This is a genomic window from Sphingobacterium sp. SYP-B4668 (genome assembly GCF_027627455.1).
Taxonomy (GTDB): domain Bacteria; phylum Bacteroidota; class Bacteroidia; order Sphingobacteriales; family Sphingobacteriaceae; genus Sphingobacterium.
Genome location: NZ_CP115483.1, coordinates 34961 through 61688 on the forward strand (window position 1 = coordinate 34961; position 26728 = coordinate 61688).

The 26728-nt window shown below is 41.2% G+C and carries 24 protein-coding genes and 1 tRNA gene; 13 read left to right on the forward strand and 12 right to left on the reverse strand.

Features of this window, described 5'->3' with window-relative positions; translation table 11 throughout:
• Nucleotides 1-34: 34 nt before the first annotated feature.
• Nucleotides 35-1624, forward strand: coding sequence for a bacillithiol biosynthesis cysteine-adding enzyme BshC (gene bshC, locus OQ289_RS00210; protein ID WP_270088877.1), 1590 nt, complete (start codon nt 35-37; stop codon nt 1622-1624).
• On the opposite strand, the gene ctlX is transcribed toward bshC, so the two are convergent.
• Complete coding sequence (gene ctlX, locus OQ289_RS00215) at nt 1608-2549, reverse strand: citrulline utilization hydrolase CtlX (RefSeq protein WP_270088878.1); 942 nt, start codon at nt 2547-2549, stop codon at nt 1608-1610. The genes bshC and ctlX overlap by 17 nt on opposite strands.
• 521 nt (nt 2550-3070) lie before the next feature.
• Here ctlX and gcvP point away from each other — a divergent pair.
• Entirely contained in the window at nt 3071-5944 is a 2874-nt protein-coding gene (gene gcvP / locus OQ289_RS00220) for an aminomethyl-transferring glycine dehydrogenase (RefSeq protein WP_270088879.1), read from the forward strand.
• Between the two features lie 226 nt (nt 5945-6170).
• Entirely contained in the window at nt 6171-6833 is a 663-nt protein-coding gene (locus OQ289_RS00225; protein WP_270088880.1) for a hypothetical protein, read from the forward strand.
• A 44-nt stretch (nt 6834-6877) separates the two neighbouring features.
• Here the strand turns inward: OQ289_RS00225 and OQ289_RS00230 are convergent, their stop codons facing one another.
• The gene (locus tag OQ289_RS00230) at nt 6878-7570 is read right to left on the reverse strand and encodes an AIM24 family protein (RefSeq protein WP_270088881.1); all 693 of its coding nucleotides are present in this window, start codon (nt 7568-7570) and stop codon (nt 6878-6880) included.
• Between the two features lie 514 nt (nt 7571-8084).
• Here OQ289_RS00230 and OQ289_RS00235 point away from each other — a divergent pair.
• Nucleotides 8085-8915 (forward strand): N-acetylmuramoyl-L-alanine amidase, encoded by an 831-nt coding sequence (locus tag OQ289_RS00235; RefSeq protein WP_270088882.1) that lies wholly within the window; start codon nt 8085-8087, stop codon nt 8913-8915.
• A gap of 46 nt (nt 8916-8961) precedes the next feature.
• Here the strand turns inward: OQ289_RS00235 and OQ289_RS00240 are convergent, their stop codons facing one another.
• The 6 genes from OQ289_RS00240 to OQ289_RS00265 form a co-directional block, all read right to left on the reverse strand.
• Entirely contained in the window at nt 8962-10272 is a 1311-nt protein-coding gene (locus tag OQ289_RS00240) for a nicotinamide mononucleotide adenylyltransferase (RefSeq protein WP_270088883.1), read from the reverse strand.
• Between the two features lie 96 nt (nt 10273-10368).
• Nucleotides 10369-10911, reverse strand: coding sequence for an NUDIX hydrolase (locus tag OQ289_RS00245; protein ID WP_270088884.1), 543 nt, complete (start codon nt 10909-10911; stop codon nt 10369-10371).
• A 10-nt stretch (nt 10912-10921) separates the two neighbouring features.
• The gene (locus tag OQ289_RS00250) at nt 10922-12655 is read right to left on the reverse strand and encodes a phospho-sugar mutase (protein WP_270088885.1); all 1734 of its coding nucleotides are present in this window, start codon (nt 12653-12655) and stop codon (nt 10922-10924) included.
• Between the two features lie 177 nt (nt 12656-12832).
• Nucleotides 12833-13714 carry an SDR family oxidoreductase gene (locus OQ289_RS00255; RefSeq protein WP_270088886.1) on the reverse strand — a complete coding sequence of 294 codons (882 nt, stop codon included), beginning with the start codon at nt 13712-13714 and terminating at the stop codon, nt 12833-12835.
• Between the two features lies 1 nt (nt 13715).
• Nucleotides 13716-14483 carry an enoyl-CoA hydratase/isomerase family protein gene (locus OQ289_RS00260; protein WP_270088887.1) on the reverse strand — a complete coding sequence of 256 codons (768 nt, stop codon included), beginning with the start codon at nt 14481-14483 and terminating at the stop codon, nt 13716-13718.
• Between the two features lie 8 nt (nt 14484-14491).
• Nucleotides 14492-17173, reverse strand: a complete 2682-nt coding sequence (locus OQ289_RS00265) for a TonB-dependent receptor plug domain-containing protein (RefSeq protein ID WP_270088888.1) — start codon at nt 17171-17173, stop codon at nt 14492-14494.
• Between the two features lie 298 nt (nt 17174-17471).
• Between OQ289_RS00265 and purD the strand changes: the two genes are divergently transcribed.
• From purD to OQ289_RS00305, 8 genes are all read left to right on the forward strand, one after another.
• Entirely contained in the window at nt 17472-18746 is a 1275-nt protein-coding gene (gene purD, locus OQ289_RS00270) for a phosphoribosylamine--glycine ligase (RefSeq protein ID WP_270088889.1), read from the forward strand.
• Between the two features lie 208 nt (nt 18747-18954).
• Nucleotides 18955-19026, forward strand: a tRNA-Glu gene (locus OQ289_RS00275).
• 404 nt (nt 19027-19430) lie between these two features.
• Complete coding sequence (bla, locus tag OQ289_RS00280) at nt 19431-20345, forward strand: class A beta-lactamase, subclass A2 (RefSeq protein ID WP_270088890.1); 915 nt, start codon at nt 19431-19433, stop codon at nt 20343-20345.
• 155 nt (nt 20346-20500) lie between these two features.
• A complete protein-coding gene (locus tag OQ289_RS00285) occupies nt 20501-21079 on the forward strand; it encodes a Crp/Fnr family transcriptional regulator (protein ID WP_270088891.1) in 579 nt (192 codons plus the stop codon).
• A 75-nt stretch (nt 21080-21154) separates the two neighbouring features.
• Nucleotides 21155-21967: a DJ-1/PfpI family protein gene (locus OQ289_RS00290; protein WP_270088892.1), complete on the forward strand. Its 813-nt coding sequence runs from the start codon at nt 21155-21157 to the stop codon at nt 21965-21967.
• Nucleotides 21964-22701: an SDR family oxidoreductase gene (locus OQ289_RS00295; RefSeq protein ID WP_270088893.1), complete on the forward strand. Its 738-nt coding sequence runs from the start codon at nt 21964-21966 to the stop codon at nt 22699-22701. Before OQ289_RS00290 ends, OQ289_RS00295 begins: the two co-directional genes overlap by 4 nt.
• 232 nt (nt 22702-22933) lie before the next feature.
• Complete coding sequence (locus OQ289_RS00300; protein ID WP_270088894.1) at nt 22934-23332, forward strand: hypothetical protein; 399 nt, start codon at nt 22934-22936, stop codon at nt 23330-23332.
• Nucleotides 23333-23424: 92 nt separating this feature from the next.
• A complete protein-coding gene (locus OQ289_RS00305) occupies nt 23425-23562 on the forward strand; it encodes a hypothetical protein (RefSeq protein WP_270088895.1) in 138 nt (45 codons plus the stop codon).
• 96 nt (nt 23563-23658) lie between these two features.
• On the opposite strand, the gene OQ289_RS00310 is transcribed toward OQ289_RS00305, so the two are convergent.
• From OQ289_RS00310 to OQ289_RS00320, 3 genes are all read right to left on the reverse strand, one after another.
• Nucleotides 23659-24207, reverse strand: a complete 549-nt coding sequence (locus OQ289_RS00310; protein ID WP_270088896.1) for a hypothetical protein — start codon at nt 24205-24207, stop codon at nt 23659-23661.
• 2 nt (nt 24208-24209) lie between these two features.
• Entirely contained in the window at nt 24210-24659 is a 450-nt protein-coding gene (locus OQ289_RS00315) for a hypothetical protein (RefSeq protein WP_270088897.1), read from the reverse strand.
• Nucleotides 24660-24802: 143 nt separating this feature from the next.
• The gene (locus OQ289_RS00320) at nt 24803-25456 is read right to left on the reverse strand and encodes a hypothetical protein (protein ID WP_270088898.1); all 654 of its coding nucleotides are present in this window, start codon (nt 25454-25456) and stop codon (nt 24803-24805) included.
• Nucleotides 25457-25616: 160 nt separating this feature from the next.
• On the opposite strand from OQ289_RS00320, the gene OQ289_RS00325 reads away from it, so the two are divergent.
• The gene (locus OQ289_RS00325) at nt 25617-25958 is read left to right on the forward strand and encodes a hypothetical protein (protein WP_270088899.1); all 342 of its coding nucleotides are present in this window, start codon (nt 25617-25619) and stop codon (nt 25956-25958) included.
• Nucleotides 25959-25976: 18 nt separating this feature from the next.
• Here the strand turns inward: OQ289_RS00325 and OQ289_RS00330 are convergent, their stop codons facing one another.
• Nucleotides 25977-26510: a YfiT family bacillithiol transferase gene (locus OQ289_RS00330; RefSeq protein ID WP_270088900.1), complete on the reverse strand. Its 534-nt coding sequence runs from the start codon at nt 26508-26510 to the stop codon at nt 25977-25979.
• Nucleotides 26511-26728 lie beyond the last annotated feature (218 nt).

Consider the following 26728-nt stretch of genomic DNA (forward strand, 5'->3'; position numbering starts at 1 on the left):
TCAAAGGTAAATACCCTTAACAGAATTAGCTGGAATGAAAGCAACTTATATAGATTACCGAGATACCAATAGTTTTTCGAAGACACTCATTGCTTATTTAGAGAATAACCCCGAACTCCAAGAATTCTATGGAAATAAGCCCAATCTGGAAGGCTTTGGGAAACAGATCGATCAAAAGAATGGATTTAAATACCGGGCTTTATTGGTTGATCAGTTGCGAGAACAATACGGCGATCTATTACCTGAAAGCACAGCGGTAAGCAGCAATCTGTCGATCCTGCTGAGCGAAAACACCTATACCGTCACGACGGGGCATCAGCTTAATATTTTTACGGGACCCCTGTATTTTATTTTCAAGATTATGACGGCTATTCGATTGGCTGCGGATCTTAAAAAGGCCTATCCAGATAAGAATTTTGTTCCTGTTTATTGGATGGCGACTGAAGACCACGATTTTGAGGAAATCAATCATACTCGAGTATTCGGGAAAAAGATTGCTTGGGATACCCCCACCGTGTCAGCAACGGGGCGTATGGACACATCTTCAATAGATGATGCGGTCAAACAGTATAAAGCAATCTTAGGTTTGTCCGACAATTCTTGTAAGCTAAATGCCAAGGTGGATGGGGCTTACCTGAAGTTCGGCAATTTGGCGGATGCTACTCGTGCATTTGTGCATAGTTTGTTCCAAGAGTATGGGCTTGTCATCATCGATGCTGACAGGGCGGCTTTTAAGGAAGTTTTTAAACCTATTATCAAAGAGGATATCTTGGGAGAAAAGAGCTACTCGGCTATTCAACGGACTTCCGATAACCTTGAGAAGCTGGGCTTTTCTGCACAAGTACAATCTCGCGAAATCAACTTTTTCTATTTAACAGACTCTTTTAGGGAACGTATTGTAAGAACTGATGACGGACGCTATGAAGTATTGCATCAGGGGCTATATTTTACAGAGGAGGAGCTTTTGCAGGAGATCGATGCGCACCCAGAGCGATTCAGTCCCAACGTGGTCATGCGACCGATGTATGAGGAAGTGATTCTTCCCAATTTGGCCTATATTGGAGGTGGAGCTGAGATTGTATATTGGCTACAGCTTAAAGCAAATTTCGATCAATATGGTATTGATTTTCCAATCCTTGTTCCACGAAATTCGGCTATGATCACGGATGATACGATTGCTGGGAAAATATACCGTTTGGACTTGACTTTCAAAAGTATATTCAAGCCGATCCTGACCTTGAAAAACGATTATGTTCGACGGCAGACAAAGCATCGCTTGAATCTAAACGATGAGTGGATGGAGTTGAATGCTATCTTCGGTAAAATCAAATTGAGGGCGCACAAGATTGACCCAAGCTTAGGCCCGAGTACAGATGCCGTCAAAGCTAGATTGAAAAAAGCGATTAAAAATTTGGAGAAGAAGCTTTTAAAAGCAGAAAAGCGAAACCATGGAGAAGCTCTTACCCAGCTAGAGCGCGTCAAGGAAAAGCTGTTCCCGGGTGGGGGCTTGCAGGAACGGACCGAGAATTTTGCGCTTCTATATGTCAAATATGGAGACGACTTGTTTGAAGAACTTTATAAGCATTTTAACCCATTAGATTTCAAATTCAGTATTTTGTATTAGGCAGAAATACTTCTGCCATCATACATCTTGCGCTTCCGCCACCACAGGTTTCTATAACATCTAATGGGCTTTTGAGCAAGGTGCCATACTGTGCAAGCATATCAATCTGGATGGGCAAAAGGCTGTGGTAGGCCTGGTCGCTCATAACGATGGCAGCATCTCCTGTTCGAGATAGGACCTGAAGCACATTCCCTGCAAATTGGGCAGCTTGCTGCTCGGTGATGAAGACAATCTCCTTGTTGTCTTGGTGTAGATGGTCTATCACAAGCTTGCGCTGCATATTGTTGTCTATTGCGTCAGCGCATAGGATGGCAAAGTGATTGCCGATGGTCATCATGACATTGCTGTGGTAGATGGGCAGGCGTATGTCCCCTACTGATTGGAAGGATTCGAATAGGATGGGCGTATACCCCATCTCTAGGCAAAAGTGATGTACCAACCCGCTATTGGTCCGAGGAGATAATGAGCAATATGCCTTCCGATGCTCACGGTCTAAGACGAGACTGCCTGTACCCTCTAAAAACTCTTGGCGTTCTTCGGCCTCAGTTAAGTCCCAGATATCTGTCATATGAAAGAATGCCTTTTTTAAAGGTGTTTGGAGATCTAACTTGCGCTCGAGGCGTCGATTAGGCGCAAACATAGGGTAGTGTACAATTTTTCCGTCCTCATGGAAAGAGATCCAATTATTTGGGAAAATGCTGTCGGGTGTATCTTCTTGACCGTAGTCTTGGACCACAATTACGTTAATATTGTGAAGCTGTAGTAGATGCACAAAATCGTCAAACTCTTGTTGCGCCGCCTCATTGATCTGTTCATTGGACCAGCCTTGAATTTCATTTTGGAAGTAGTTGTTAATGGAGGTCTGTTCGTTCTTTCGGAAAGAGCAGGGGCGAATCATTAGGATGGTGTCTGTGGTTTGTTTCATCTTCTTGTTTGTTGTTCTTTACGTCTGTCTCTTTTGGCGTCACATGTATTTTCATGGGTCGAGCTAGGGGGCCTAGCCGACGGCAATTCCTAAGTCAGCGGACCGCAAAGCGGTGATTGGATTCTTAACATTTCTCCTAAAAAACTATCAAGGCGGAGATAATAATCTACGAACGAATGTTTTATAAATATAATAATTTACCAGCGACTCTCGGTGCGGATATTGTCATATTGCTAATTTATGAGCGGGATATTTTGTTATTCCCTAATGCCGAAGCTATGCTAGAGCACTGCTTTTTGTTACAATGTAAGAATGAAGAAGCAAATTTTTACTGAAGCAAGGAAATACAACCGATTGTTTTGACAGCGGTATCTTTTCCTCTTGTCACAAGTTAAAAAGACCTTTTTTTAGGCTTATAAATTACGTATCTTTGCGCATCCAAAATTCGTCTGTTTTGCAAAGGATTATGACTTTAACGCATAGTGAATAAGCCAAGGCAAATGACGGTAATTTTTACATCCATGAGTAAAATACATTTTCAAGAAAAATTCGAAAATCGTCACAACGGTCCTAGCCCGATTCAAGTGAATGAGATGTTGTCAGCTTTAGGTGTTGACTCTGTTGATCAATTGATAGATCAAACGGTTCCTTCTCAAATCAGAGCAAAAAAAGCACTAGCTCTTCCTGCAGCCCTAAGCGAGACAGCCTATCTTAAAAGAGCCAAGCTAATCGCGGAGAAGAATAAAGTATTTAAGTCATATATCGGTCAGGGATACTATGATGTGATTCTTCCAGGCGTGATTCAAAGAAATGTATTTGAAAATCCAGGATGGTATACACAGTATACACCTTATCAGGCTGAAATTGCACAAGGAAGACTTCAAGCGTTACTGAATTTTCAGACGGTTGTTTCGGATTTTACCGGCTTGGAAATCGCCAATGCATCGCTATTGGATGAAGCTACTGCTGCGGCAGAGGGCATGTTCATGCTTTATTCTGCACGTAAGAATAAAGCAGCGAATACGTTTTTGGTGTCTGAAAGGGCTTTCCCACAAACTATCGATGTGCTAAGAACGAGAGCAATCTCTTTTGGTATAGAATTGAAGGTGACTGAGATTTCGGAAGAGAACTTGACGGAAGACGTGTTTGCGGTCTTCTTACAATATCCCTTGGGCGATGGGTCTATCATTGATTATAAAGCGTTTGCAGAGGCTGTACACGCTAAAGGTATGACTATCTGCGTGGCGGCCGATTTAATGAGCTTGGCTTTATTGACGCCTCCAGGCGAGTGGGGTGCTGATGTCGTCGTGGGTAACTCGCAACGCTTTGGTGTGCCTATGGGCTTTGGTGGTCCGCATGCTGCTTTTTTTGCTACAAAGGATGCATACAAGCGTAATATCCCAGGTCGTATCATTGGTGTAACGTCTGACTCCAACGGTAACTATGCGCTTCGTATGGCATTGCAAACTCGGGAGCAACATATACGTCGCGATAAAGCCTCTTCAAATATCTGTACAGCGCAAGCTTTGTTGGCGATTATGGCATCATTTTATGCGGTATATCATGGTCCTCAGGGAATTAAGCGTATTGCGGAGCGGATCAATGGCCTTGCTCAAGTGTTGGATGCTGCGGTGCAGTCTCTAGGATATGTGCAACTTAATGAAACTTATTTTGATACGGTCAGGTTTGAATTGGGGGAGCATGCTGGATCCTTGAAGGGAGAGGCATTGAACCACGAGATGAACTTCAATTATAAAGGATCTATTGTCAGTATTTCTATTGACGAGACGACCACATTTGAAGATGTGCAGACCATTGCCAAAGTATTTGCAAAGATTAAGGGTAGAACGGTAAGTGATGTAGATTTTGATGCGATTGAGAAATCTATTACGTCTTCGATTCCAACAGAATTGCAACGTGAAAGTGCTTATCTGACTCACCCGATATTCAATAGTTATCATTCGGAGCACGAGATGCTACGTTATATTAAATCCCTGGAAGCAAAAGATCTTTCATTATGCCACTCCATGATTCCATTGGGCTCATGTACGATGAAGCTAAATGCTACTGCAGAGATGATACCAGTGACATGGGCGCAGTTTGGTGGTCTACATCCATTTGCCCCTATCGATCAGACTTCTGGTTACATGCATTTGATAGGCGAACTTAATGATTGGCTGTCTGAGATTACAGGGTTTGCGAAGATGAGTTTTCAGCCGAACTCTGGCGCGCAGGGAGAGTATGCTGGTCTGATGGTGATTCGGGCTTATCACGAAAGCCGTGGAGATCACGGGCGCAATATTTGTTTGATTCCAGCATCTGCGCATGGAACAAACCCAGCATCTGCATCAATGGCTGGACTTAAGGTTGTGGTGGTGAAGTGTGATGAATTCGGAAATATTGATGTTGCAGATTTGAGGGCTAAAGCTGAAGAGCATGCCGCAAACCTAAACTCTTTGATGGTGACCTATCCATCTACCCACGGAGTATTCGAAGAGTCTATTATTGAGATTTGCGAAATCATTCATACCAATGGGGGGCAAGTGTATATGGATGGTGCAAATATGAATGCACAAGTTGGACTGACAAGCCCAGGTCATATTGGTGCTGACGTGTGTCACTTGAACCTTCACAAGACATTCTGTATCCCTCACGGTGGAGGTGGCCCCGGTATGGGACCTATCGGTGTGGCTAAGCATTTGGTGCCGTTCTTACCCAATCATGAGGTTGTGGAGACTTCTGGCGAGCAGGGCATACATGCCGTATCAGCCGCTCCATTTGGTTCGGCATCTATCTTGGTAATCTCACACGCTTACATCGCTATGATGGGTGCCAATGGCTTGACCAATGCGACAAAGACGGCGATTTTGAATGCCAACTATATTAAGTCTCGTCTGGAAAATCACTATCCAGTATTGTACTCTGGAATCAACGGTCGTTGTGCGCACGAGATGATATTGGATTGCCGTGGATTTAAGTCAGTAGGTATTGAAGTGGCGGATATTGCCAAGCGTTTAATGGATTATGGATTCCATGCGCCAACAGTTTCGTTTCCTGTTGCAGGGACGTTGATGGTAGAGCCTACGGAGTCTGAATCTAAGGCAGAGGTAGATCGTTTCTGTGATGCGTTGATTGCTATTCGTCAAGAGATTGCTGCGATTGAAGCCGGAACGATCGATCAGGTCGAAAATGTGTTGAAGCATGCACCTCACACAGCATCTGTGGTAACAGCAGATGAGTGGAATAGACCATACAGTCGCCAGACGGCAGCTTATCCTTTGGAATATTTGAAAGCGAGCAAGTTCTGGCCTTCGGTAGGACGCGTCAATGAGTCGCAGGGCGATCGTACATTAATCTGTTCTTGTCCCTCGATTGAAGAGTACATGGATGCATAAGCTTTTCCATAAGTTATATTTTAAGAGCCCTCTTTTTATAAGAGGGCTTTTTTTTTGACTGGAAGATATATTTAAATCTTAGGCGGAATATTTTCCACAGTTAAGCGCTATTAATCTGATAGACCTCATGGACGAATAGGGTTTGATGATCTCGGCGATGTAAGTGACTCCATTATACTTTTATATGAAAGAAACTTTATATAAGTTTGTTTAAAAAAAGACAATTATGAAAATCTATTTCAAATTCGTACCTGTGTTGGCAACGTCCATTTTCTTATTATCTGCCTGCGGCGGCAATAAAAGCAATGATAGCGGAGAATCAACGACAGAAGAAAGCGGAGGAATCTCAGATGTGATATCCGGAGTAAAAAACCTGGATAATTTGAAAGATGGTGCCAATAAGATGGAAGAGATGCAAGGGAAGTTAAAAGGCTTGACATCTTTGACTAACGATGAACTCAAGGCCTTTTTCCCAGAGACTTTGGAAGGACTTAAAAGAACGAGTATCTCGGTTGGCAATAATGAGATGTTTGGAAATGTAGCTACGGGAAATGCAACCTATGCAGACGAGAATGGTAAGGAAATCACTGTCAAGCTGATGGATGGGGCCGGTGAATTGGGCTCAGGTATTATATCGTTAATAGCAATGGGCTACCAGATGGATAACGAGAGCGAAAGCGGGAATAGAGTGGAGAAGACTCACGAATTCAATGGTAAACGTGCAAAGACAGAGGAGGTAAAGGAAAATGATGGAACGCAGGACTACTATACTTCTGCTATCGGATTTATTGAAAAGGATAGATATAGCGTAGAATTAAGAGGGCAGCATTTCTCTTTATCAGAGCTGCAAAAAGGTATGGATAAATTGAACTACGGAGCATTGAAGTAGTCTTTTAAATAAAATGGGGCCTCCGCGGAAGCCCCATTTTATTTTTAGCTTTGTTGAAAATAAACTTCTTCGTAAGGTTGGATCAATACCCATCCTTCTCCTTGAAACATCATCTGAAATTCTTCACCACTGCCTCTTCCTAAGATACTTTTGAAAGAAACATTGCTTTTTAGTTCTGGTCTTAGATGTCCCGCCCAGGCAACAGTAGCATTAGGATCCGTAAATACGGGATTTCCAGGAGTAACCATTAGCGTGAGAGGGTCTCCATGGGTGGTGATGGCAACATACCCAGTACCCGTGAGCCGTACTTGAAATAGACCGCCTGAAAGCATCCCCGCCACGCTTTTGAGCATAGTAATCTCATTTTTGATGGTTTGGTCATGCGCAAGGATATCATTTCCATTGACACATATGGATTCATTGTCTAGGTGCAAGATTTGCACTTTTTTGCCAGAATCGGCCACATAAAGCCTGCCTGTACCGTGGGCCTTCATGAGTTTTGCGCCTTCTCCTGTAAGTGTTTTTTTAAGAAAATTACCAATTCCACCCGAGAGCATCCCTTCTCGTTCAAATTTGATACTACCAACATAACCGACCATACTGCCGTTTTTCGTCCAGACGGATTGGTTATTGAGATTGATTTCGAGCATCTGTGCTTTTTCAAGCTCGAAATAATCATGTTCGGAATCATCCTGCCTTGTTTTTGCAATAAAGGACTGTAGTGAGAAATCGCTCATATGTGTCTTATTTATAAAAGATTGTAATGCAAATTAATTAAAAAAAACGAAATAAATATGCTGTCGTTTATGGAATATGATGATGTGGGGATGATGATGACTACACCTTTCTTATGTCTTGTAGGAGGCCGAATATGGATACCTTTGAATAGCTGCTAGTAAGGTGGAGTGGTTTATACCTGTGATGAAAACAAATGATGGCCACAATTTGTGAAAGGAGGAGAGTTTACCTAAGTTTGTTTGCGAATATCGTATAGAACATGCGAGCGTAAATATTTTACATAGACGAAACCATCATGAACAGACTACTCACAAGTAAGGACGAATTAGTGGTGCAATCTCTTGCAGATCACCCGGGGTTGAAAATAAGTGAAAAAATGATTCGGATAGCTTTGTCGCCATTAAAAAAATAATTTTGTCCAATGAAATGCCACTCTACCAAAAGCCGCCTAAAAGCGTGAATGAATGAGGGTTGGATATTCCATGCGACAGATGAATAGCAAATTAAGCACCTATGAAAATAAACAAATCCTTATTCTATTTGCTGGCGTCACTCACGATTGCATCTTGCTCAGGAGGGAAGTATGCAGCTACGGAAAAGATCTATAAGAAGAAGGCAAAGGAACTAGCCAAGGTGTATCGAGAAACACCGCCTAAAGAACAGGCCATCTCCAAGATATTGTTGGTTAAGGATAAAGAGTGGGTGGCTTCTACCAATTTTGGTATTCGCAAGCCGAATTATGTTGTTATCCATCATACGGCTCAAAATTCTACGGACCAGACCATCAAGACATTCCATTCTGTAAAGGCTGGTGTGAGCTCACATTATGTGATTGGTAGAGACGGAAAGGTAGTGCAGATGGTAAACGATTATTTTAGGGCACATCATGCGGGGTTGGGAAAATGGGGTAACGATACAGATCTCAACTCGTCATCGATAGGAATCGAGTTGGATAATAATGGGACGACAGATCCGTGGACGGAGGTACAAATGAATAGTCTTACAGAATTGTTGTCTTATCTTAAGAAGGCTTATAATATCCCTCAGGCAAATTTTATCGGTCATATGGACTTGGCTCCCATGCGCAAAAATGACCCTTCTAGATTTCCTTGGAAGCAGTTTGCTGACAAGGGGTTCGGATATTGGTATGATGATTATTTGGAAACGCCACCATTTGATTTCAATCCTAAAATGGCTCTTCGGATTATCGGCTATGACATCAAGAATCTAGATGCTGCAATCAAAGCCTTCAAGATTCACTATATCCAAAAAGACACCAATACCGCGACGTTAACCGAGGAGGATTTGAAGATAATGTATTCCATATACAAGAAGTTCTTATAACAAGAAAAGGCTTTCCAAACGGAAAGCCTTTTCTTGTAAATGTCTGTTATATGGTTTTGACAAATTTCGGGTCGTAATTTTCAATGTCAATAATATACTTATTCTGTATCAAGAAATCAAATAGAGGTTTTGCTTCGGGAGATACTTTCAGATTTTTGGTCGTAATGATGTCTTCCTGCTTATTCATATAGGGATAGACATATAGCTTGACATTTTTATTGAACATACCGCTGATATAGCCCAACAATTCGTTTGTGTAATGATCTTTGTTGTACTGGTCGGAGTTGAAGATATTTCTCAAGTTGGATATGTTGGAAGCAATACCAATATTACCCGGTTTAAACTGAGACATGTATTCTGCTAAGTGATTATTCCGTCTAAAATTGGATACTAAAATATTATTCCCTGTTGAGCAAAGGTATTCGGCGCGCTCTGCAAAGTATTTTAGGTCTTCATTGGAGATATTTGAATCTTCTTCAAGAACATTGCCCATGAGTACTTCAATCATGACGACGACATTGTCAGGGTCGGCATGTGTATTTCGCTTAAATTGCTCTACGGCTAAGTTGAACAAATCAAAGTTTGGTAATGATTTCTGGCGATATTTTGTGCGGAGTATGATGATGTCTTTTTTGTAAAGGTAGTCCTTGCTTTGCGCCGCTTTTCCGTCAGGTTTGAAAATAGCTGCTTTGGAGAATCCCTTGGCTACAAGATATAAGTTGATCAATCGTTCATTTACACTTTCAAAAACAGGGCCCTCTACCTTCACTAAGTCAATCTCTACCGAGCCTGGCGAGACATTGTCAACCAAAGACTCTATCATGGACTGGATGTCATTGGTATAAAAGTAGGCCGCATACACGAGGTTGACACCGATGGTCCCCAATACCTTCTGCTGTACTTGATTGTCATTATCCAGTAGCCTGGTATGGATGATGATTTGATTTATAGGACCATCTTTTACACTCTGGAATCGAATACCGATCCACCCATGGGGTTCGTTGGTTTTGGTAAAATTTAATGTGGTAACAGTATTGGCGAAAGAGAAGAACTTTTTATGGACATATTTTTCGCCAACAAGGCGCTCAGTCAGTAGTTCAAATTCATGGTGGAGCATTTTGTTAAGTCGAGTTCTACTTACGTATCTTCCCGACTCTTCGGCACCGTATATGGCGTCACTGAAGGCCATGTCATAGGCCGATATGGTTTTTGCGATGGTCCCGGATGCTGCTCCAGCACCAAAGAAATTTCGAGCAACTTCCTGCCCTCCACCTATCTCCGCAAAAGTGCCGTAGATATCTGGGTTAAGGTTGATTTGAAGTGCTTTTCTCTTAGTTTCTATTATTTCTCTCGCCATGCCGCAAAGGTACAAAAAAGCGAACGGCTTCAAAAGTCAAAATAGGCAGGGTATCGTCGCTATGAGAGGTGTGATACCTTGCCTATTTGTGCATGCCTATAATGCGTCTATTTCTTTTAGCGCGTAAAAGAGAGCTGCTGTGTGTAGCGCTTGCCCAAGTTGGTTTTCAAGTAAAAATATTTTTGCTTCCTCAATGGACATGATAACGACCTCTATGTCTTCCGAATTGTCCAATTCCTGCTCTTGGACCTTAAGCCCCCCCGTCAACAGGTAGGTATAAGTAAGATTGCCGCTGGTGGCGGGGTTGGCATAGAGTTTACATATTTCTTTGATGCTATCAAAAGCATATCCAGTCTCTTCTAGGAGTTCTCGACGAGCAGCATCGGCAGGATCTTCGCCGTCTTCAACAACCCCAGCAGGAAGTTCGACAAGGATTTTATCGGCCCCATGCCGATACTGACGGACAAAGAGTATATTTTGATCGCGAGTAATGCCTATCATATTGACCCAGGTCGGGTATTCAAGAACATAGTACTCGTCTTTGATATTTCCATTGGGTAGTTGTAATTTATCGACACGAAGGGTTGCCCAAGGTCTTTTAACCAAGTATTCTGAAGCAAGTAGTTTCCATTTTTCCATCGTGTAAAGATTAGATAATATCTGCCAACATTTGTTCTACTTTGTTGTCGAGCTGCTTGCTGACATCGAGATAATCTTTTACGCTTTCTAGGGGTGCTTTGACCGAGCAATAAAATTTTATTTTGGGTTCTGTGCCAGAAGGTCTCGCTGAAATGACATCTCCGTCTACGGTAATGAACTGCAAGACGTCAGACTGTGGCAATTCTATGGGGGATTTTTGACCGGTAGCCAAATCAATGGATACCCGATTTTGATAGTCCCGAACTTCTTTCACTGCGACACCTCCTAAGGTAGCGGGGATATCTTGACGCAGTCTCACCATCATGGCGTTAATCTCTTCTGCACCTGCTTTTCCTTTTTTGGTCAGCGAGACAAGCTTTTCTTGATAGCAGCCAAATTGTTGATAGATTTCTAGCAATACATCATAGAGAGATTTGCCCTGATGTTTGAAATAAGCCGCCATTTCGGCAAGAAAAGCACAGGCATTGGGAGCATCTTTGTCCCTGACCAGGTCACCGACTAAGTAACCGTAACTCTCTTCTCCACCAGCCAAATATTGTTCTTGGCCCAAGAGGTTAGTGATGAGTTCGCCTATATATTTGAATCCTGTAAGGGTCTCATAGTGCTTAACTTTGAAATGTGCTGCAATATCAGCCTGCAGATTGGTCGTGACGATGGTTTTGACAACATAGGGACTGGCCGGAAGATTTTTAAGGGCTGTCCGAGCGCTGAGTACATAGTAGATCAATAAGCTGCCGATTTGGTTTCCGTTGATTAACTGTAGGCGTCCCTGATGGTCTCTAATCGCGACACCGACGCGATCTGCATCTGGGTCGGTAGCCATTACTAGGTCTGCTTGTATAGCTTCTCCTTTAGCATTTGCCATTGACATGGCATCCTCTTCTTCGGGATTAGGGTAGATTACGGTTGGAAAGTTGCCATTAGGCTCTGCTTGTTCTTCTACGATGGTGATATTCTCAAATCCCCAAGCTTTAAGTAGTTTAGGGACGATGGTGATGCCTGTGCCGTGTATGGGAGAGAAGACAATTTTAAGGTCTTTCTGTGCAGCAACTATCTCCGGGTGTATGCTGAGAGATTTGTTGGCTTGGATATATAGGTCGTCCATATCCTCACCAACGGAAATAATGTTGTTGATCTTTGCTGTAAAGGAGATTTCGTTGACAGATGTAATGGCATTCACCTCGTCTATTACATTCTTGTCATGGGGAGCAGTAAGCTGGCATCCATCGTTCCAATAAGCCTTGTATCCATTGTATTCCTTTGGATTGTGCGATGCCGTGAGCATGACCCCGCTTTGGCAGCCAAAGTGTCTAATGGCAAAAGAAAGCATAGGAGTAGGTCTGAGCTGCTCAAAGAGATAAACAGTGATGCCGTTTGCAGAAAAGACATCTGCAACCAACTGACCGAAGGGTTGAGAACTATTGCGGCTGTCGTAGGCAATTGCTACTTTGAGCTGCTGCCCAGGAAAACTTTTTTTGAGATAATTGGCCAGTCCTTGTGTGGCTTTGCCAATTGTGTATTTGTTCATTCGGTTAGACCCGACGCCCATAATGCCACGAAGTCCTCCGGTACCAAACTCAAGGTCTTTATAAAAGCTGTCAATAAGCTCGGTCTCTTCGTTATTGTCGATCAGTTGTTTAACCTTTTGTGTGGTATCAAGGTCATATTCAGAACTAAGCCATTGATTGATTTTGGCTTGCGTATTTGTGTCAATTCTACTCATATGCTAAACTCTAAGTTGGTCATAAATATAGTGAATCATGATAGGATTGCTAAATAATTTTTTACGCATTCCGATGGATACTATCCAATAGGGGCCTGTCCCAAGCATTTGGATATACCGATACTATAGGAGCATTGCTGACACTTTCCGTAAGGATAATACGGAGACTCGTTTGTCTTATTTATTGCTGTTTCGGATGCTGCTCTCTATCATGTCCCACATCTCTTCCGGAATGGCTTCGAATCCGTTGAATTGTCCTGCGCCCTGTAACCATTCTCCACCATCAATGGTGATAATCTCTCCGTTGATATAGCCTGCGAAATCTGAGATAAGAAAAGCTGCGAGATTGGCAAGCTCTTGATGGTCTCCTACTCGTTTCAACGGTACTCGATTTTTGAAGTCAAACTTTTCTGCGAGATCCCCAGGAAGTAATCGGTCCCAGGCACCCTTTGTGGGGAAAGGCCCGGGAGCTATGGCGTTGTTGCGGATGCCATACTTCCCCCATTCAGCAGCCAAGGATTTGGTGAGTGTCAATACCCCTCCCTTCGCTACGGCGGATGGCACGACATAGCCAGAGCCAGTAAAGGCATAGGTCGTTATGATGTTGAGCACTGTGGCTTGTTGTTTGCGCTTGATCCAATTTTTGCCAAACGTCAATGTGCAGTTGACAGTGCCCTTGAGGACAATGTCTATGACGGTTGAGAAGGCATTGGCTGATAGACGTTCTGTGGGAGAGATAAAGTTACCTGCGGCATTGTTGACTAACACGTCAATTCTACCAAATTTTTCCTCAGCTACTTTTAGCAGGTTTTCCACGTCTTCAATATTGCGGATATCACAGGCAACGGGCAGTACAGCACCCCCTTTTTCTTGCATCATCTCCGTTGCAGCTTTATCGAGTACATCTATTTTGCGGCTAGAGATGACAATATTAGCGCCTAGTTCCAAAAAATAGGTCGCCATTTTGCGTCCTAAGCCCGTACCGCCTCCTGTCACGACGATAGTCTTTCCTTTTAATGAGTTCTCACGTAGTGCTCCTTCAACTTTCAATGCTTCCATGTTAAGGCTTTTTAGCGGTTAGATTTTCAATAATTGTTTTGAGCACGGCTCGCGTACTGGGCGCCCACCATTGCTGAAGGGCTTGAGCTACGTCTGCGGCCTGATCCGTTTTGATGGTATGGAGTAGGTTTTTTCTGAGGTTGAGCTTTGTTGTGCGCCAAGCATTTTTTTCAAATTGTGTCAGCAGTTTAATTTTACGTAGGGCAGCAGTCTTGATACTAATAGGGCTGACCAGCTCATCTACTAGGCCTACTTCGAGCGCTTCTTCAGGCTTTAAAAGCTTACCTTCCAATAGATATTGATAGGCTCGTCTCTTTCCTATCCAAAAGCTATATAACTCGAAAATGCTTTCTGGGACAACAATTCCAACGGGCACTTCATTCAGTCCGACAATAAAGTCGCCTTGAGCCATGACGCGATAGTCGCAACAGATGCCCAACACACATCCTCCCGCGGGACTATGTCCCGAAATGGCAGCAACAGCAGGCTTGGGAAATGCTGCCAGCTGGTGGATAAGGGAGAGGAACTGAGTCCAAAAGGTCTCCATCTGTTGCTCGTTATATTGGTATAGGGTAATCAGGTCTAATCCCGACGTGAAAAAATTTTCTTTACCATGAAGAATTAATCCCTCTATCGCTGGATTTTCTTCAGCTTGCTTAATAGCCGATGCTAATTCTTCGATCATCTCTAGGTGCATAGCGTTTGACTTACCTCTGTCCAGAGCGATGTGAGCGATCCGTTCTTCTATATTAACTTTTATGAATTCCATGCATGTATTTATTTAACTTCAAAATCTACGATCTTGCTCACCAATCTGCCTTTAGTATCAACGCCTTCTACGGTCATTTGGTATGTACCCTTCTCATCCGAGGTATAGAAGAAGAAGCCAGTTCCATCTTGGTCTTTGAGGATGAGGTTGGGCTCCCAGTGTATAGTGGAGCGATAATCTCTGGTGAATGCTTTCTCTGGACTATTGACTTCATAGTCTGGCTTGAAGAACGTTTTATTGAGATGCAGGCCTTTCGGTGTGGCCGTCGCAATCCCTTTGGGAGTAAAATTGCTTGATAAACCAGATTTACCTCTCTTAGATGTGATCACAATGACACCGCCACCACCGTACGATCCGTATATAGCTGTATAGGAGGCATTTCGTAGTACTTCTATACTTTCGACATCAAAGGAATTAATCATGCTGAGTTGGTTTCCTTCAATATACATACCATCCAGCACGATTTGCATGGGTACGTTGCCGCGCGTATTGTAAGGAATGCCATTTTGAAAATAAACTCCCATTAACCGTCCGTTGAGGCACATTTCTAAAGAAGGGCAAGTCTCTAGGTCCTTAGCGTCGAGGATTTGATCGGCCCTGCCAGCACCATTCAAGTTGGAAGATTGCTCAGAAGCTTTTTTCTCTATACGTTTGTTGATCGTGACCTCTTCCAGAAAAATTGTTTTTTGCATCAGTCCTTTTTGCTGCATTTCTGCAAACATGCGCTGATTGGATAGGATACTTTGCTGCAATTGGAGATTGATATCTCCCGATTCGTCAGGAGCATTTTTATTTGCGGTAATAAGTGGGTATGACTGTGGATCTACATCAATCTCCACATTTTTCTTTCCGTTTTCATCGGTGGCGGTAATCAAGAATTTGACACTGTCTGGGAAGATGAGCTTGTCAAAGTTAAACCGACCCTCTGCAGTGGCCGTGGTATCGATGTAGTCTAAAAAGCTGCGCGTGGAAATTAATTTTAGCTTTGCATTGGGAGCGACAGCTTTTCTTGCGTATTTCCGTACCGTACCTTTGATGGATAATTCTTTTTCAGGAGCGAAGGTGGGTTTTGCTGCGGCGGCCGAATCTATGCGCTGCCACTCAATTTTTCTCCAACCCTGGGTGAGCATTAAATTGTCTAAATCCGTTAAACGGATGCTATCCGTGTTTTCAAAATAATACCCCGGCTCTTGTAGGTACCCTTTTATATCAGAGGATAGGAGCAATTGAGAAAAGACGGTTGTCCCATACTTCTTGTAGGGTTGGTTGCGGTCAAGGTTGATGACAGCTGCAGATAGACTGGCAAAGTTGGTCGTGTCTGTAGTCGCATCCGTTAGTTTGACCTGTACTTTGCTCCGGTTGGTGTAAGTAGTATTGTCGAGTGCTACCTTAAGAGGAAGGAAGTTCTTTGGGTTGGAGTTGAAGACCATTCTTTCGCTCAGGGGCAACCCGGCATTGGATAGCAACGTGACTTGAAAGACTCCAGAAGGAAGGTCTTTCTTAGGGACCATGAATAACATTTCATTTTTAGTTGCTTTTTGCTTGGCGACATATAGAATTTCTCCCAAATGCTGAACCATTAAATAGACTTCTTTTTGGTCTAAGAGATCGGTCGATAAGCTGTATTGTATGGCGAGCCTGTCTTTCATAAAAGGATTGACAGATACGGCGATACCCGAAGATTCGATCTTGGGAAGCTCAGCAGTTTTGGTCGTGCCATCTTCGAACGTAAGGTGTGCCGTATATTTGTGTTGTGATAGGGCATTAATGGAGAAGCTCCCCATCCCTAAATGATTGGTCTCAAACTCGGCAACCAATTCCTCTTTTTCATTCAGGACCTTACCTTTTGATTGAATTCCCAATCCATTGGGTTGTAATGTCTTTACACCTATTTTGCCGAGGGTATTGTTTAGGAGTATCCCGCCTTCCGGGAATAGTTGGATACTGTTTTGGGAAGATTGTTGGAGCGGGATGATTTTTTTAACCGTTCTTTGATCGTTAGATTCAAAAGTCAGGAGAATGTAACCATTCGTGAATTCTTTTTTTGTTTTGATTTCAATTTTGCCCGTGATGTCTGATTTTTCTCGCCCCTTGTCCTCTATTTTTTCGTTTGTGTACACTTGATAGTGTACATTGCTATTGATGAGTGGGGCTCCTAAGAGGTCTTTGAGCTCTATGGAGTAGATGTTGTTTTTGTTCTTTTCGTCTTGGTTGGTGACGAAGGTCGTTTTGGTAACGATATTGTCTCCTCGTCCATTGGCGATATTTATGGTTTTGTCAAAAAAGTATTCTTCTCCTTGATTGCGCATCCAGTTGGTATAGGCCCGTATGCGGTATGAACCTTCTATGAGTGTATCTATGAGGTCGATGTCTCCGACACCCAACCCTGCGGTGAGCGGGATCGTAATTGATTTAATGATTTTCTTTTGAGGACCGATTAGCTCGATGTATCCTATTCCGCTAATATTGGACAAGAGGTTTTCAATGCCCACGGTTGCGTAGACTTTGAACCAAATGGTCTCGCCGGCAGTATAGTGCTGCTTGTCTAGTTGTAGATATAATTTTTCTTGAAAATTATTCGAGAGGTAGCTTTCTAGCTTTTGTGTGGTGTGTTCTAGAGAGGTGGTCTGGGCGTATCCTAAGCGGCTTAGGAAGATAAACAAACACAAGAGGAGGTATTTTGAACTCATGATTGATTTTTTTATGTAATTGGTTTAATTGGCCAAAACTATTTGCGACTTACTTTCTCCCTTTTCGGGATAGATGTATGACATGATTGTTTTTTTGAAAATTAAGAAAAAATGAATGAAATATAAAGTGATTTTAATAATAAACAAATGAAGTGTTAGGTCAAGGGAAGATACAGATTCGAACCCACGCTATTTTGGCTGTAATGGTATTGGTTAAAGGCAGATACAAGGTGCAATAATTTGTGAACACACACAGATTTTGTTAAGTATAAATGAATAATTTATCTAAGTTTGTACTATGAATATCCTAATCATTGGTTCAGGCGGAAGAGAATCAGCCTTTGCATATAAAATCGCTCAAAGTAAAAAACTAGACAAATTGTTTATCGCGCCAGGAAATGCCGGCACGCAGTTATATGGTCAAAATGTAGATCTTAAAGTGACGGATTTTGAAGGTATCGCCAAATTTTCGTTGGAAAACGCTATCGATATGGTTCTCGTAGGACCTGAAGAGCCCCTTGTTAAGGGCATTCATGATTTCTTTTTGAACAGAGAGGATCTAAAACACATCCCGGTTATTGGTCCTCAACAAGAGGGTGCACAATTGGAAGGTTCGAAGGATTTTTCAAAGCAATTTATGGACAGGCATCAAATCCCTACGGCGGCATCTCGTTCTTTTGATAAGTCTAACCTAGAAGAGGGGATTGCTTACTTAGATACACAGCGCTTGCCCATAGTCTTGAAAGCTGACGGTCTAGCTGCGGGAAAGGGAGTCTTGATATTAGAGAGCTATGAAGAGGCTAAGGCTGAGCTTAGAGCAATGATTACGGATTCGAAATTTGGAGCAGCGAGCCAGGTAGTTGTAGTAGAGGAGTTTTTGAAAGGGATTGAATTGTCGGTATTTGTATTGACAGATGGCAATTCATATAAAGTATTACCTTCAGCAAAAGACTATAAGCGTATTGGAGAAGGCGATACAGGATTGAATACCGGAGGTATGGGGTCTATTTCTCCCGTTCCATTTGCGGATGCCACGTTTTTAAATAAAGTTGAAGAGCGTATTATTAAGCCGACGGTAGAAGGGTTGAAGAAAGATAACATCCCTTATAAGGGCTTTATTTTTATCGGTTTGATGAATGTCGGCGGGGAGCCTTTTGTCATTGAATATAATGTGCGTATGGGTGACCCAGAGACGGAATCGGTCTTGCCAAGAATCGAATCGGATTTGATAGACCTTTTGGAAGGTGTTGCGCAGGGTAACCTGGAGACGCGGTCGTATACGGTAAGCCCTAAGACTGCTGTTACCGTGATGTTGGTCGCTGGAGGGTATCCCGGAGCATACGAGTCTGGAAAAGTAATCTCTAATATTGAGAATGTAAAAGAGTCTATCGTGTTTCAGGCCGGTACGAAAGAGCAGAACGGAGAGATTGTCACTGCCGGAGGGCGAGTGATTGCGGTCACTACACTCCAAGATACGCTGTTTGGGGCACTGCAGCAGGCGACTGCTGATGCAGGTCGAATCTATTTTGACGGGAAGTATTTCCGTCGTGATATTGGTTTCGATTTGATCTAAATATATTGACAGTAATGTCAAAGGCGAGGCGAAGAGTACATTGATCTCAATTTATGCGAGGCACCCTATACTCTTCGCCTTTGTTAAAATGGAAATAATAGAGGGATAAAAAATCATTTTTCTCAGTCTCAATGGCTTAGGTCAAAGGGTGAGAAAATATTTTGGAAGGAATAAAAATCCTCTTATATTTGCATCACCAAAAAGCAATGGCCCGTTCGTCTAGGGGTTAGGACGCAAGATTTTCATTCTTGAAACAGGGGTTCGATTCCCCTACGGGCTACAAAAAAAGCAATCTTATTCAAGATTGCTTTTTTTGTTTCCTCCCAGGTATGGAAGCTGTTTCATTTTTGTCATCGCCGATGAAAATCCCCGAGTACATTTTGGATGATTTTTTCTTAACTCTATAAAAGGGTGTTGTTGCTATTGTTGCCGTATTGATGAACCTATCAGAGGTGTAAATCGATCCATATGGCGCGCTCAAAATCAATAAAATATGTTAAATTAGTTCATCAGTAGCACGTTGAATAATGAACGAACAGTGGAATAGCAAATTAGAAAGGATAAGCTGTTTCGGTGTTTTATTTTTTTGAATATGGCACACATTGTGTTCGCGATAAGCCCGAACATGTTTAGATTTACTTGTAATTGGGTGAACAATTTATTACTGACAAATCAAAAATAAATATGACAAGATTAGTTCAATTGACAGCCATACTTTTATTACTACTAACAAGTTGCCAAACGTCAAAAAATAAGACGGATATTCTACGAAGCAAAATAGAAGAAATCGTGTCTGACAAAAATGCTGTAGTCGGAGTTTCAATTATTGGGAATAGCGATAAGGACACCCTTTCTTTACACGGAGATCGCCGATTTCCTATGCAAAGTGTTTTTAAATTTCATATAGCATTGGCTGTCTTGTCCGAGATTGACAAAGGAAAGCTTTCATTAGACCAGAAAATACACATAGGTACAAATCAACTTTTACCTAAAGATTTTTGGAGTCCGCTAAGGGACGAAAATCCTAACGGAGGGAATTTTACTATTGAAGAGTTAATTCAATATTCAGTTTCGCATAGTGATAATACCGCTTGTGATGTATTGATAGGGCTTATTGGAACACCTAAAACAGTTGAAGAATATTTTAAAAAGAATAATATTCAGGATATACAAATTACTTTCAACGAAGCAAATATGCAGGCGAAGTGGGAAAATATGTTCCAAAATTGGACTACACCAAAAGCTGCAAGCGAGACTCTTGAAATGTTTTATGAGAACAAAAACAACATACTATCTAAAGCCAGCTACGACTTCTTTTGGAAAACAAATATAGAGACAACTACAGGGAGAAACAGAATAAAAGGACAGTTGCCCGAGGGAACAATTGTTGCTCACAAGACCGGCTGGTCCGGCACAAACAAGGAGACAGGGATAACGGCAGCTGTTAACAATATCGGGATTGTTTTTTTGCCTAATCGAGAGTATTTTATCATCAGCATATTTGTATCTGAATCAAAGGAGGATTTTGACACAAATGAAAAAATCATATCGGATATTACAAAAGCGACTTATGACTTTTACACAACGGCGAATAAATAGAAAAATGCCACCAATTGCCAGAGGGGGGCGAAGTGACTTGACCTTTTTCCTATCTTTAAAGCGGGTGCTTTGATTGGGATTTAGTGTTAAATCTGACTCTTTTAAAGTGTTAAAATTCTGTATGTTAGTATATTATGGATGTGTTCAAAACAAAAATGATGATCGATTTAAAAACATTTTTCAATAAACTGACACCTGTTTCGCCCGAAAGTTGGGATATGTTTTCGACATTGTTTTTGCCCAAAGTCTTGAAAAAAGGTGACTACTTTATTACTGACGGACAGACGGCAAAAGAAATCGGTTTTTTGGAAAGTGGGATCATTCGAGCATTTTATAGAAACAGCGAAGCGGTTGAATACAATAAACATTTTTTTATCAATCCTTGCTTTATTGGTGGTTACGCATCACTCATCGCAGGAACTCCTAACCAAATTATTCAACAGGCACTTACAGATTGCAGAATACAGGTCGCAAAGTTTGCAGACATACAAAAACTATATGAGATTTGTCCTGATATTGAACGTGGTGCTAGAATTTTGGCCGAGCAGTTTTTTGTGCAGAAAGAGCAGCGAGAAATTGAAATTGTTTTATTAGACGCAGACAAGCGCTACCAGATTTTTCAAAAAAACTTTCCGCAGTTAGAACAGCAGATTCCTCAATATCATATCGCTTCGTATCTAGGTATTACGCCAACACAATTAAGCAGAATTAGAAGGAAGCTATCACGCAAATAATTTCTTTACATATGTAAAGGGAAAGGTCATTTCATCTCTTTTTCTTTGTACCATAGTTTAATTAAAGAGATTACTATGGTTAAGAACTTAATTTTCACAGCTATCTTCCTGTTGTTTGTATCATCTGTTTTTTCTCAAAATAAAGTCCTTTTTGTGATGAGTGCGGCCAATGAATTACCACTACAAAAGGGTGGGAATTATGTGGAAACAGGTGTATTTCTGAGCGAGTTTTATTTGACGTTAAAAGAAATCGAAAACATGGGCTATGGAGTAGATTTTGCTACGCCCTATGGTGTAATCTCTTCGATTGACAAGGAAAGCTATAAGAAAAAATATTGGAGTGGTAACGACACTTTGATCACGGAAGCAACGGATTTTGTAAAGCACAATCAAAAATTTAATAACCCAATTACTTTGGAGCAAGCCCTTGAAAACATAGATTATTATAGCGGAATAGTCATTCCAGGTGGTCAGGGCTTGATGGTCGATCTAATAAATGACAGTATAATTCCACAACTATTGAAAGAGTTCTCCAATAAAGGAAAGCCCATTGGTTTAGTTTGTCATGCACCTGCACTTATACTTTCTATACCTAAAATTGAAAACCCATTTATTGGTTATAAGGTAAATTCTGTCACTGGATTAGAAGAGCTTTTCATTGAGAAATTTGTTATGAAAGGAAAGCCGACAAATAGAAAAATTGGAAAGCAACTTAAAAAATTGGGCTTGAAATACAAAAAAGGGCGAGCAGCTAGCAATTTTGCTGTTAGAGATAAAGAGTTGATAACAAGTCAAAATCCATATTCTAATGAAGCCTTCAATAAATTATATCTTGAAGCTTTGAAAGAATTTAAAGAAAATGGAGCGTTAAAATCCCTTGCGAAATGAAGCTAAACGGGAATACAATACTTATTACAGGCGGCTCTTCGGGAATTGGTTTGGCTTTGGCAAAGTGTTTTTGGGAACTCGAAAACAAGGTCATCATCACAGGACGTAGTAAAGAAAAATTACAGCAGATAAAAACACAATTTCCAGAAATTGATTTTTTTGTTGGCGACCTTGCCGATAAAAACTCCCTGGACGAGTTAGTGCTTTTTATTGAAGAAAAGCATTCAGACTTAAATATTTTGGTAAATAATGCTGCCGTTCAGTACAACTACCAATTTACAGATGAAAAAAATCTTATTTACAAAATAGAATACGAAATTTCGACTAACCTGACAGCACCAATTAAGCTAGCTGCTTTGTTGGTGCCGTTGTTGTTGAAACACAAAAACAGCGCGATCGTAAATGTAAGTAGTGGGCTTTTTATTTCTCCAAAAAAAATGGCATCTGTTTATTGTGCGACAAAATCGGCCATTCATAGTTTTTCAAAGACACTTCGCTATCAGCTGGAAAATACCGATACCAAAGTTTTCGAAATCATACCGGTATTGATTGATACACCAATGACCGAAGGCCGTGGAAAGTCAAAACTATCACCCGAAAAATTGGTGAAAGAATTTATACAAAGCTTTGAAAAGGACATCTTTGAGATTTACATCGGCAAGACTAAATTGCTGAAACTTATAAGCCAACTTTCACCAAGACTTGCGGACAAAATAATGAAAAATGGACTCTGATAAAATGCCCAAAAATGTTTGTTAGTATTGCAGCCTTACTATCTCGAGGATTCCCTATTTATTGAATAGATGTCTAGCACTATGCCTTTGTGTATTGTCTTACCATTGACTATCTGGGGAGGTAAAATGGTGTGCCAATGTAGTCGCTGTAAGTCGAATATTTAGTCATAATTCTCGAATGACACATTTTTGTTGGTATGATAATTGGATGTAATGGAGAAATATAATATCTATGGAAAGAGCTATTAAAATGTTTTTGATGTTGTGTGCTATTGGTTTTCTGGGTGTCAGTTGTTCAAAGGACTCGGATTCAGATTCATCAAGCTTTCAGATTACTTATACGTTGAAAGGGCCAGCAACCGCTGCGCAGGTACAGTATACCCCTACCATTACAGATGCCTACAATATTCCTGACGAATACGAAGAGAATGTTACAGTTCCTTGGCAGAAGACTGTTACATTGATAGATGCGGTAGGAGGGGCTGGGTTTTCCGTTTCGATCGAGGATGGCTTACCAGGGGCAAAGTATCAACTGTCGATTTTAGATAAAGACGGTAATAACTTAAAGGACGGAGAACTGGTGCTGGATAGCGAGGGATACGGTGTCAAGCTAATAAATTATTATAAATAGATAGTTTTTCCTGTTTATATGAGCGTGCGGTTGAGCTTGTATGGAGAAGATTGTCTAGCGGGAGAGCAGCGTTCTCCCTCTTTGGTTATTCGATGATTATATTGATTTTCTCTACTAGTCCGAAGCAGCAGACAGCGGCAAATTTTCATAGATTCCAATCCATTGCCGAGCTAAGCAAGGCGGTGTTGAGCCTGACCGATGAAGTCAAGAAACTGAAAGAGGGGAAATAGTCGTGGGTCGAATGTTTTAACGCTCAAAAGCTATCTGCTGTGCATGGAGCAAGGAAAATAGGGCTCTGTGTGACTTTTGCGTGCTCTAATGAGACACTACTCACTTTGATCATAGCCACGTTTGAGCCAAAAGTACAGTGTCGAAGTCCGTTTGGGGCAAAATGGGATAGATCGCAATCCATCACTGACGTAGCCACCAGCACACTCGACACAGATTTCAATACAGCCCAAGGGGTGACCATCGGCATGGTAAAAAACAAGTAAATCCCGCGGCGAATAACAGGCCGCTACCATAATCTCCTCACACAAATGGTCAACATACAAGGCTTCGCTAAAGCCTGTGCGTAAAGTGGAATCCAACACAACACGTCGCTGGACACTATCCGCAGGCAAGTTCATTTTCCCGTCTTGAAAAAGAGGTCTATTATCCGAGAATGTTTTGCTCCACCAACGCATCCGGTCGTTATAGTGCCAGAGTTCCACACGAGCCGCTGTATTAAACGGATTTATCCCTGTCGTATCTCGGGTTTCGACAATCGGATGCTGTCTGGCCTTCTTTCCTTTAAATAACTTCGGTATCTTCTCTTGTCCAGATACAAGCGAGACGAGCAGAATTGCCGCGATAACCGAAAATATATGTTTCATATTCATTTTTTTCTAAGCCGTTTTACGATGGCCAATAAAGCTTTCCTATTCTTGGCTTCATGATAGAATTTGGGAAGTTTTTCCAACAACGTGAAATGCGCTCGGTCTTTGTGTTCTCGGAGCTTCGCACTAATATATTCTTCCAAATAATTCAAATGATGTCCATTATAAGCCCAGAATACGTCGGATTTAAAAGGATGCTGGAGCCAAAGAGTTGCCTTAAAATAAAAATGGGCTGCAGTCATGGCATGACTTTTTATCCCGAAAAAATTAATCTCCGTTGTCGCCCGTTGGTGATAGCCACAATAGTCACAAAACAACGATGCTCGTTTTGTGTTGTAATCAGCCGTGGCCACGGCTTTTTTGCCACAGGCAGGACAGACGACCCAGACTTCATGATAAAAATCCGAAACGACTTTATTCTGATCTTGAAAGCGACTTTCTTTGTCCATATATACTATATTATTCTTGAGTGAAATCAACAGAAATACAGGTTATCATCATAGGGCTTTCTTTTTCTTAGAGAATCTATTTCTTGGTCAGTTCCCAAAAATCTCTCCGGTTCGGTAAATAGATATATATTCTTCATTAAATATTACCACATATAATTCTTGTTAAGAAGTCTATTCATTTGTTTTAATACATGCTGGATTTTATCGCCAGTTTCCATACCGTTTTCATCTTCATTATTTAAATATGGAAATCGAATCATTCCCGCCTTCTCTTTTGTATCAACTCCTCCGTATTTATACCAGTCATTTCCGAATCCATCAGAAACATATCCAGTTCTCTTACTTTCTTTCCGGCTTGATTCTTCTACATGTGTATCGTAAAGTTTCAGCTTGTAAAGATCTACTTCTGAATCCCAATCAATCTCTTCATCAGCATGAATACCTGAGTAAACAAAATTATAATTAGTCCAATCTATATCTTCATAAACTTCTCCAAAGGATGGTTCATCGGAATCTTTACTTTTCAGCTGATATCCCAATACACTTCCATCTTTTTTTAGAATTCCTAATCCCAAGTTTTTATCTAATCCCAATGACTTGTCTAATTTCGACACTTTTGCTTTCGATCCATCTTCATAAGTTACCCACTTTCCCTCCGTATCTTTAATTGTTTTATCTAGAAAGGTTAGACATTGTTCCATAGACCATTTTTTGATTTCAGATTCGGTCTGTGCTCGACCTTGCAGCGTGATAGCAAAGATCCCGATTATTGATATTGTTTTGATTACTATTTTCATCTTTAATCGTTTTTGTTAATACTATATAACAAAGTTCAATATTTGGAGGGTATGGGTAAATACCCCATTTGTAGTATTTTTCATTTATTTAAATTTGATTCTTAGTGGTGATGAAGCGATCAGATTGTATTCACCCTACCGTGTGTTTGAATAAATCAAGATGGTTTCATCTTACCCATTTGTAGTTTTACCCCGCCAAAGAAGACGCTTACATCCAATACCAGATGACTTGTTAGAATGTATCGAAGCTGGGGTGATTGGGGTATTTGTTTTAGTTGTTTTGTTCGGTAATATTGTCAAGATGGAACAGAAAAGACATAGTTTGATGCCCATTTGGGAAAACGCGCCGGAGATATTCTCGCCTGACAACATCACTATGGATCAAGCTCATATCCTAGGGTTGATCTCTGAACTATTTATTGTGGGTGACCTCATAATTAGCGGTGAAAATAATTTTTTTGCAAAGGACCTTAATCTAATACGATACAGTACTATTTCCTGAAAATCAGTAGAGTAGCAATTAGCTTTGTTTCGCGTTTATGATGTGTGTCAAATGATGCCCGCAATGCCAAGCATATATTCCAATATTTGTTTTCAACGAAATTCTTCTGCTAGTCTCGGGGTGTAGAAATTCTTTTTCCAGATCACTGTCGCTTAACCCTCTCAATAAGTTTGTCCATCTCTCATGCAAGCCCTCCAAAATCTTTAAAGAGCTTTGTATCGGATAATTTTGGGAATCGGATAACTCGGCCCATAGATTTTCAAAATATGGTTTGATAGTGGGAGTGTCTTCCGTTAAAGCAAGTTTAAACCGGATTAGGCAGTTCATGTGACTATCGGCGCAGTGATGTACAATCTGCTTTATTGTCCATCCATTTGGTCGATATTGTTTTTCTAGTTCTCTGTCAGTCAGATAATCAACTTCACTATGAAGCTTCTTTGGAAAGCTTTCGATAATTTTAATCCACTCTTCAATTTGGGCGCTATCTATATGTGCAGGGGGCTGAAATTTTCCAATGGGGTATTTTAGCTTGTCTAATTCATTTAATCTCATTTCGATTGGTTTTTATATATATACAATTTACGCTGCTGTTCCTAATTTATGAATATATATAATAATTGGGTTTTTTGGAAACGATGGAAGTAGTCTTTTTTACACCATGTGTAGTGTCTAGTGCTTATAGATTTTTTCAAGCGGCCCACCTCATGGGAGCCGAAGGGTAATCCATTGTAGTAGATGAGTTAATTCTTTGATAATAAGACGGTGTAACT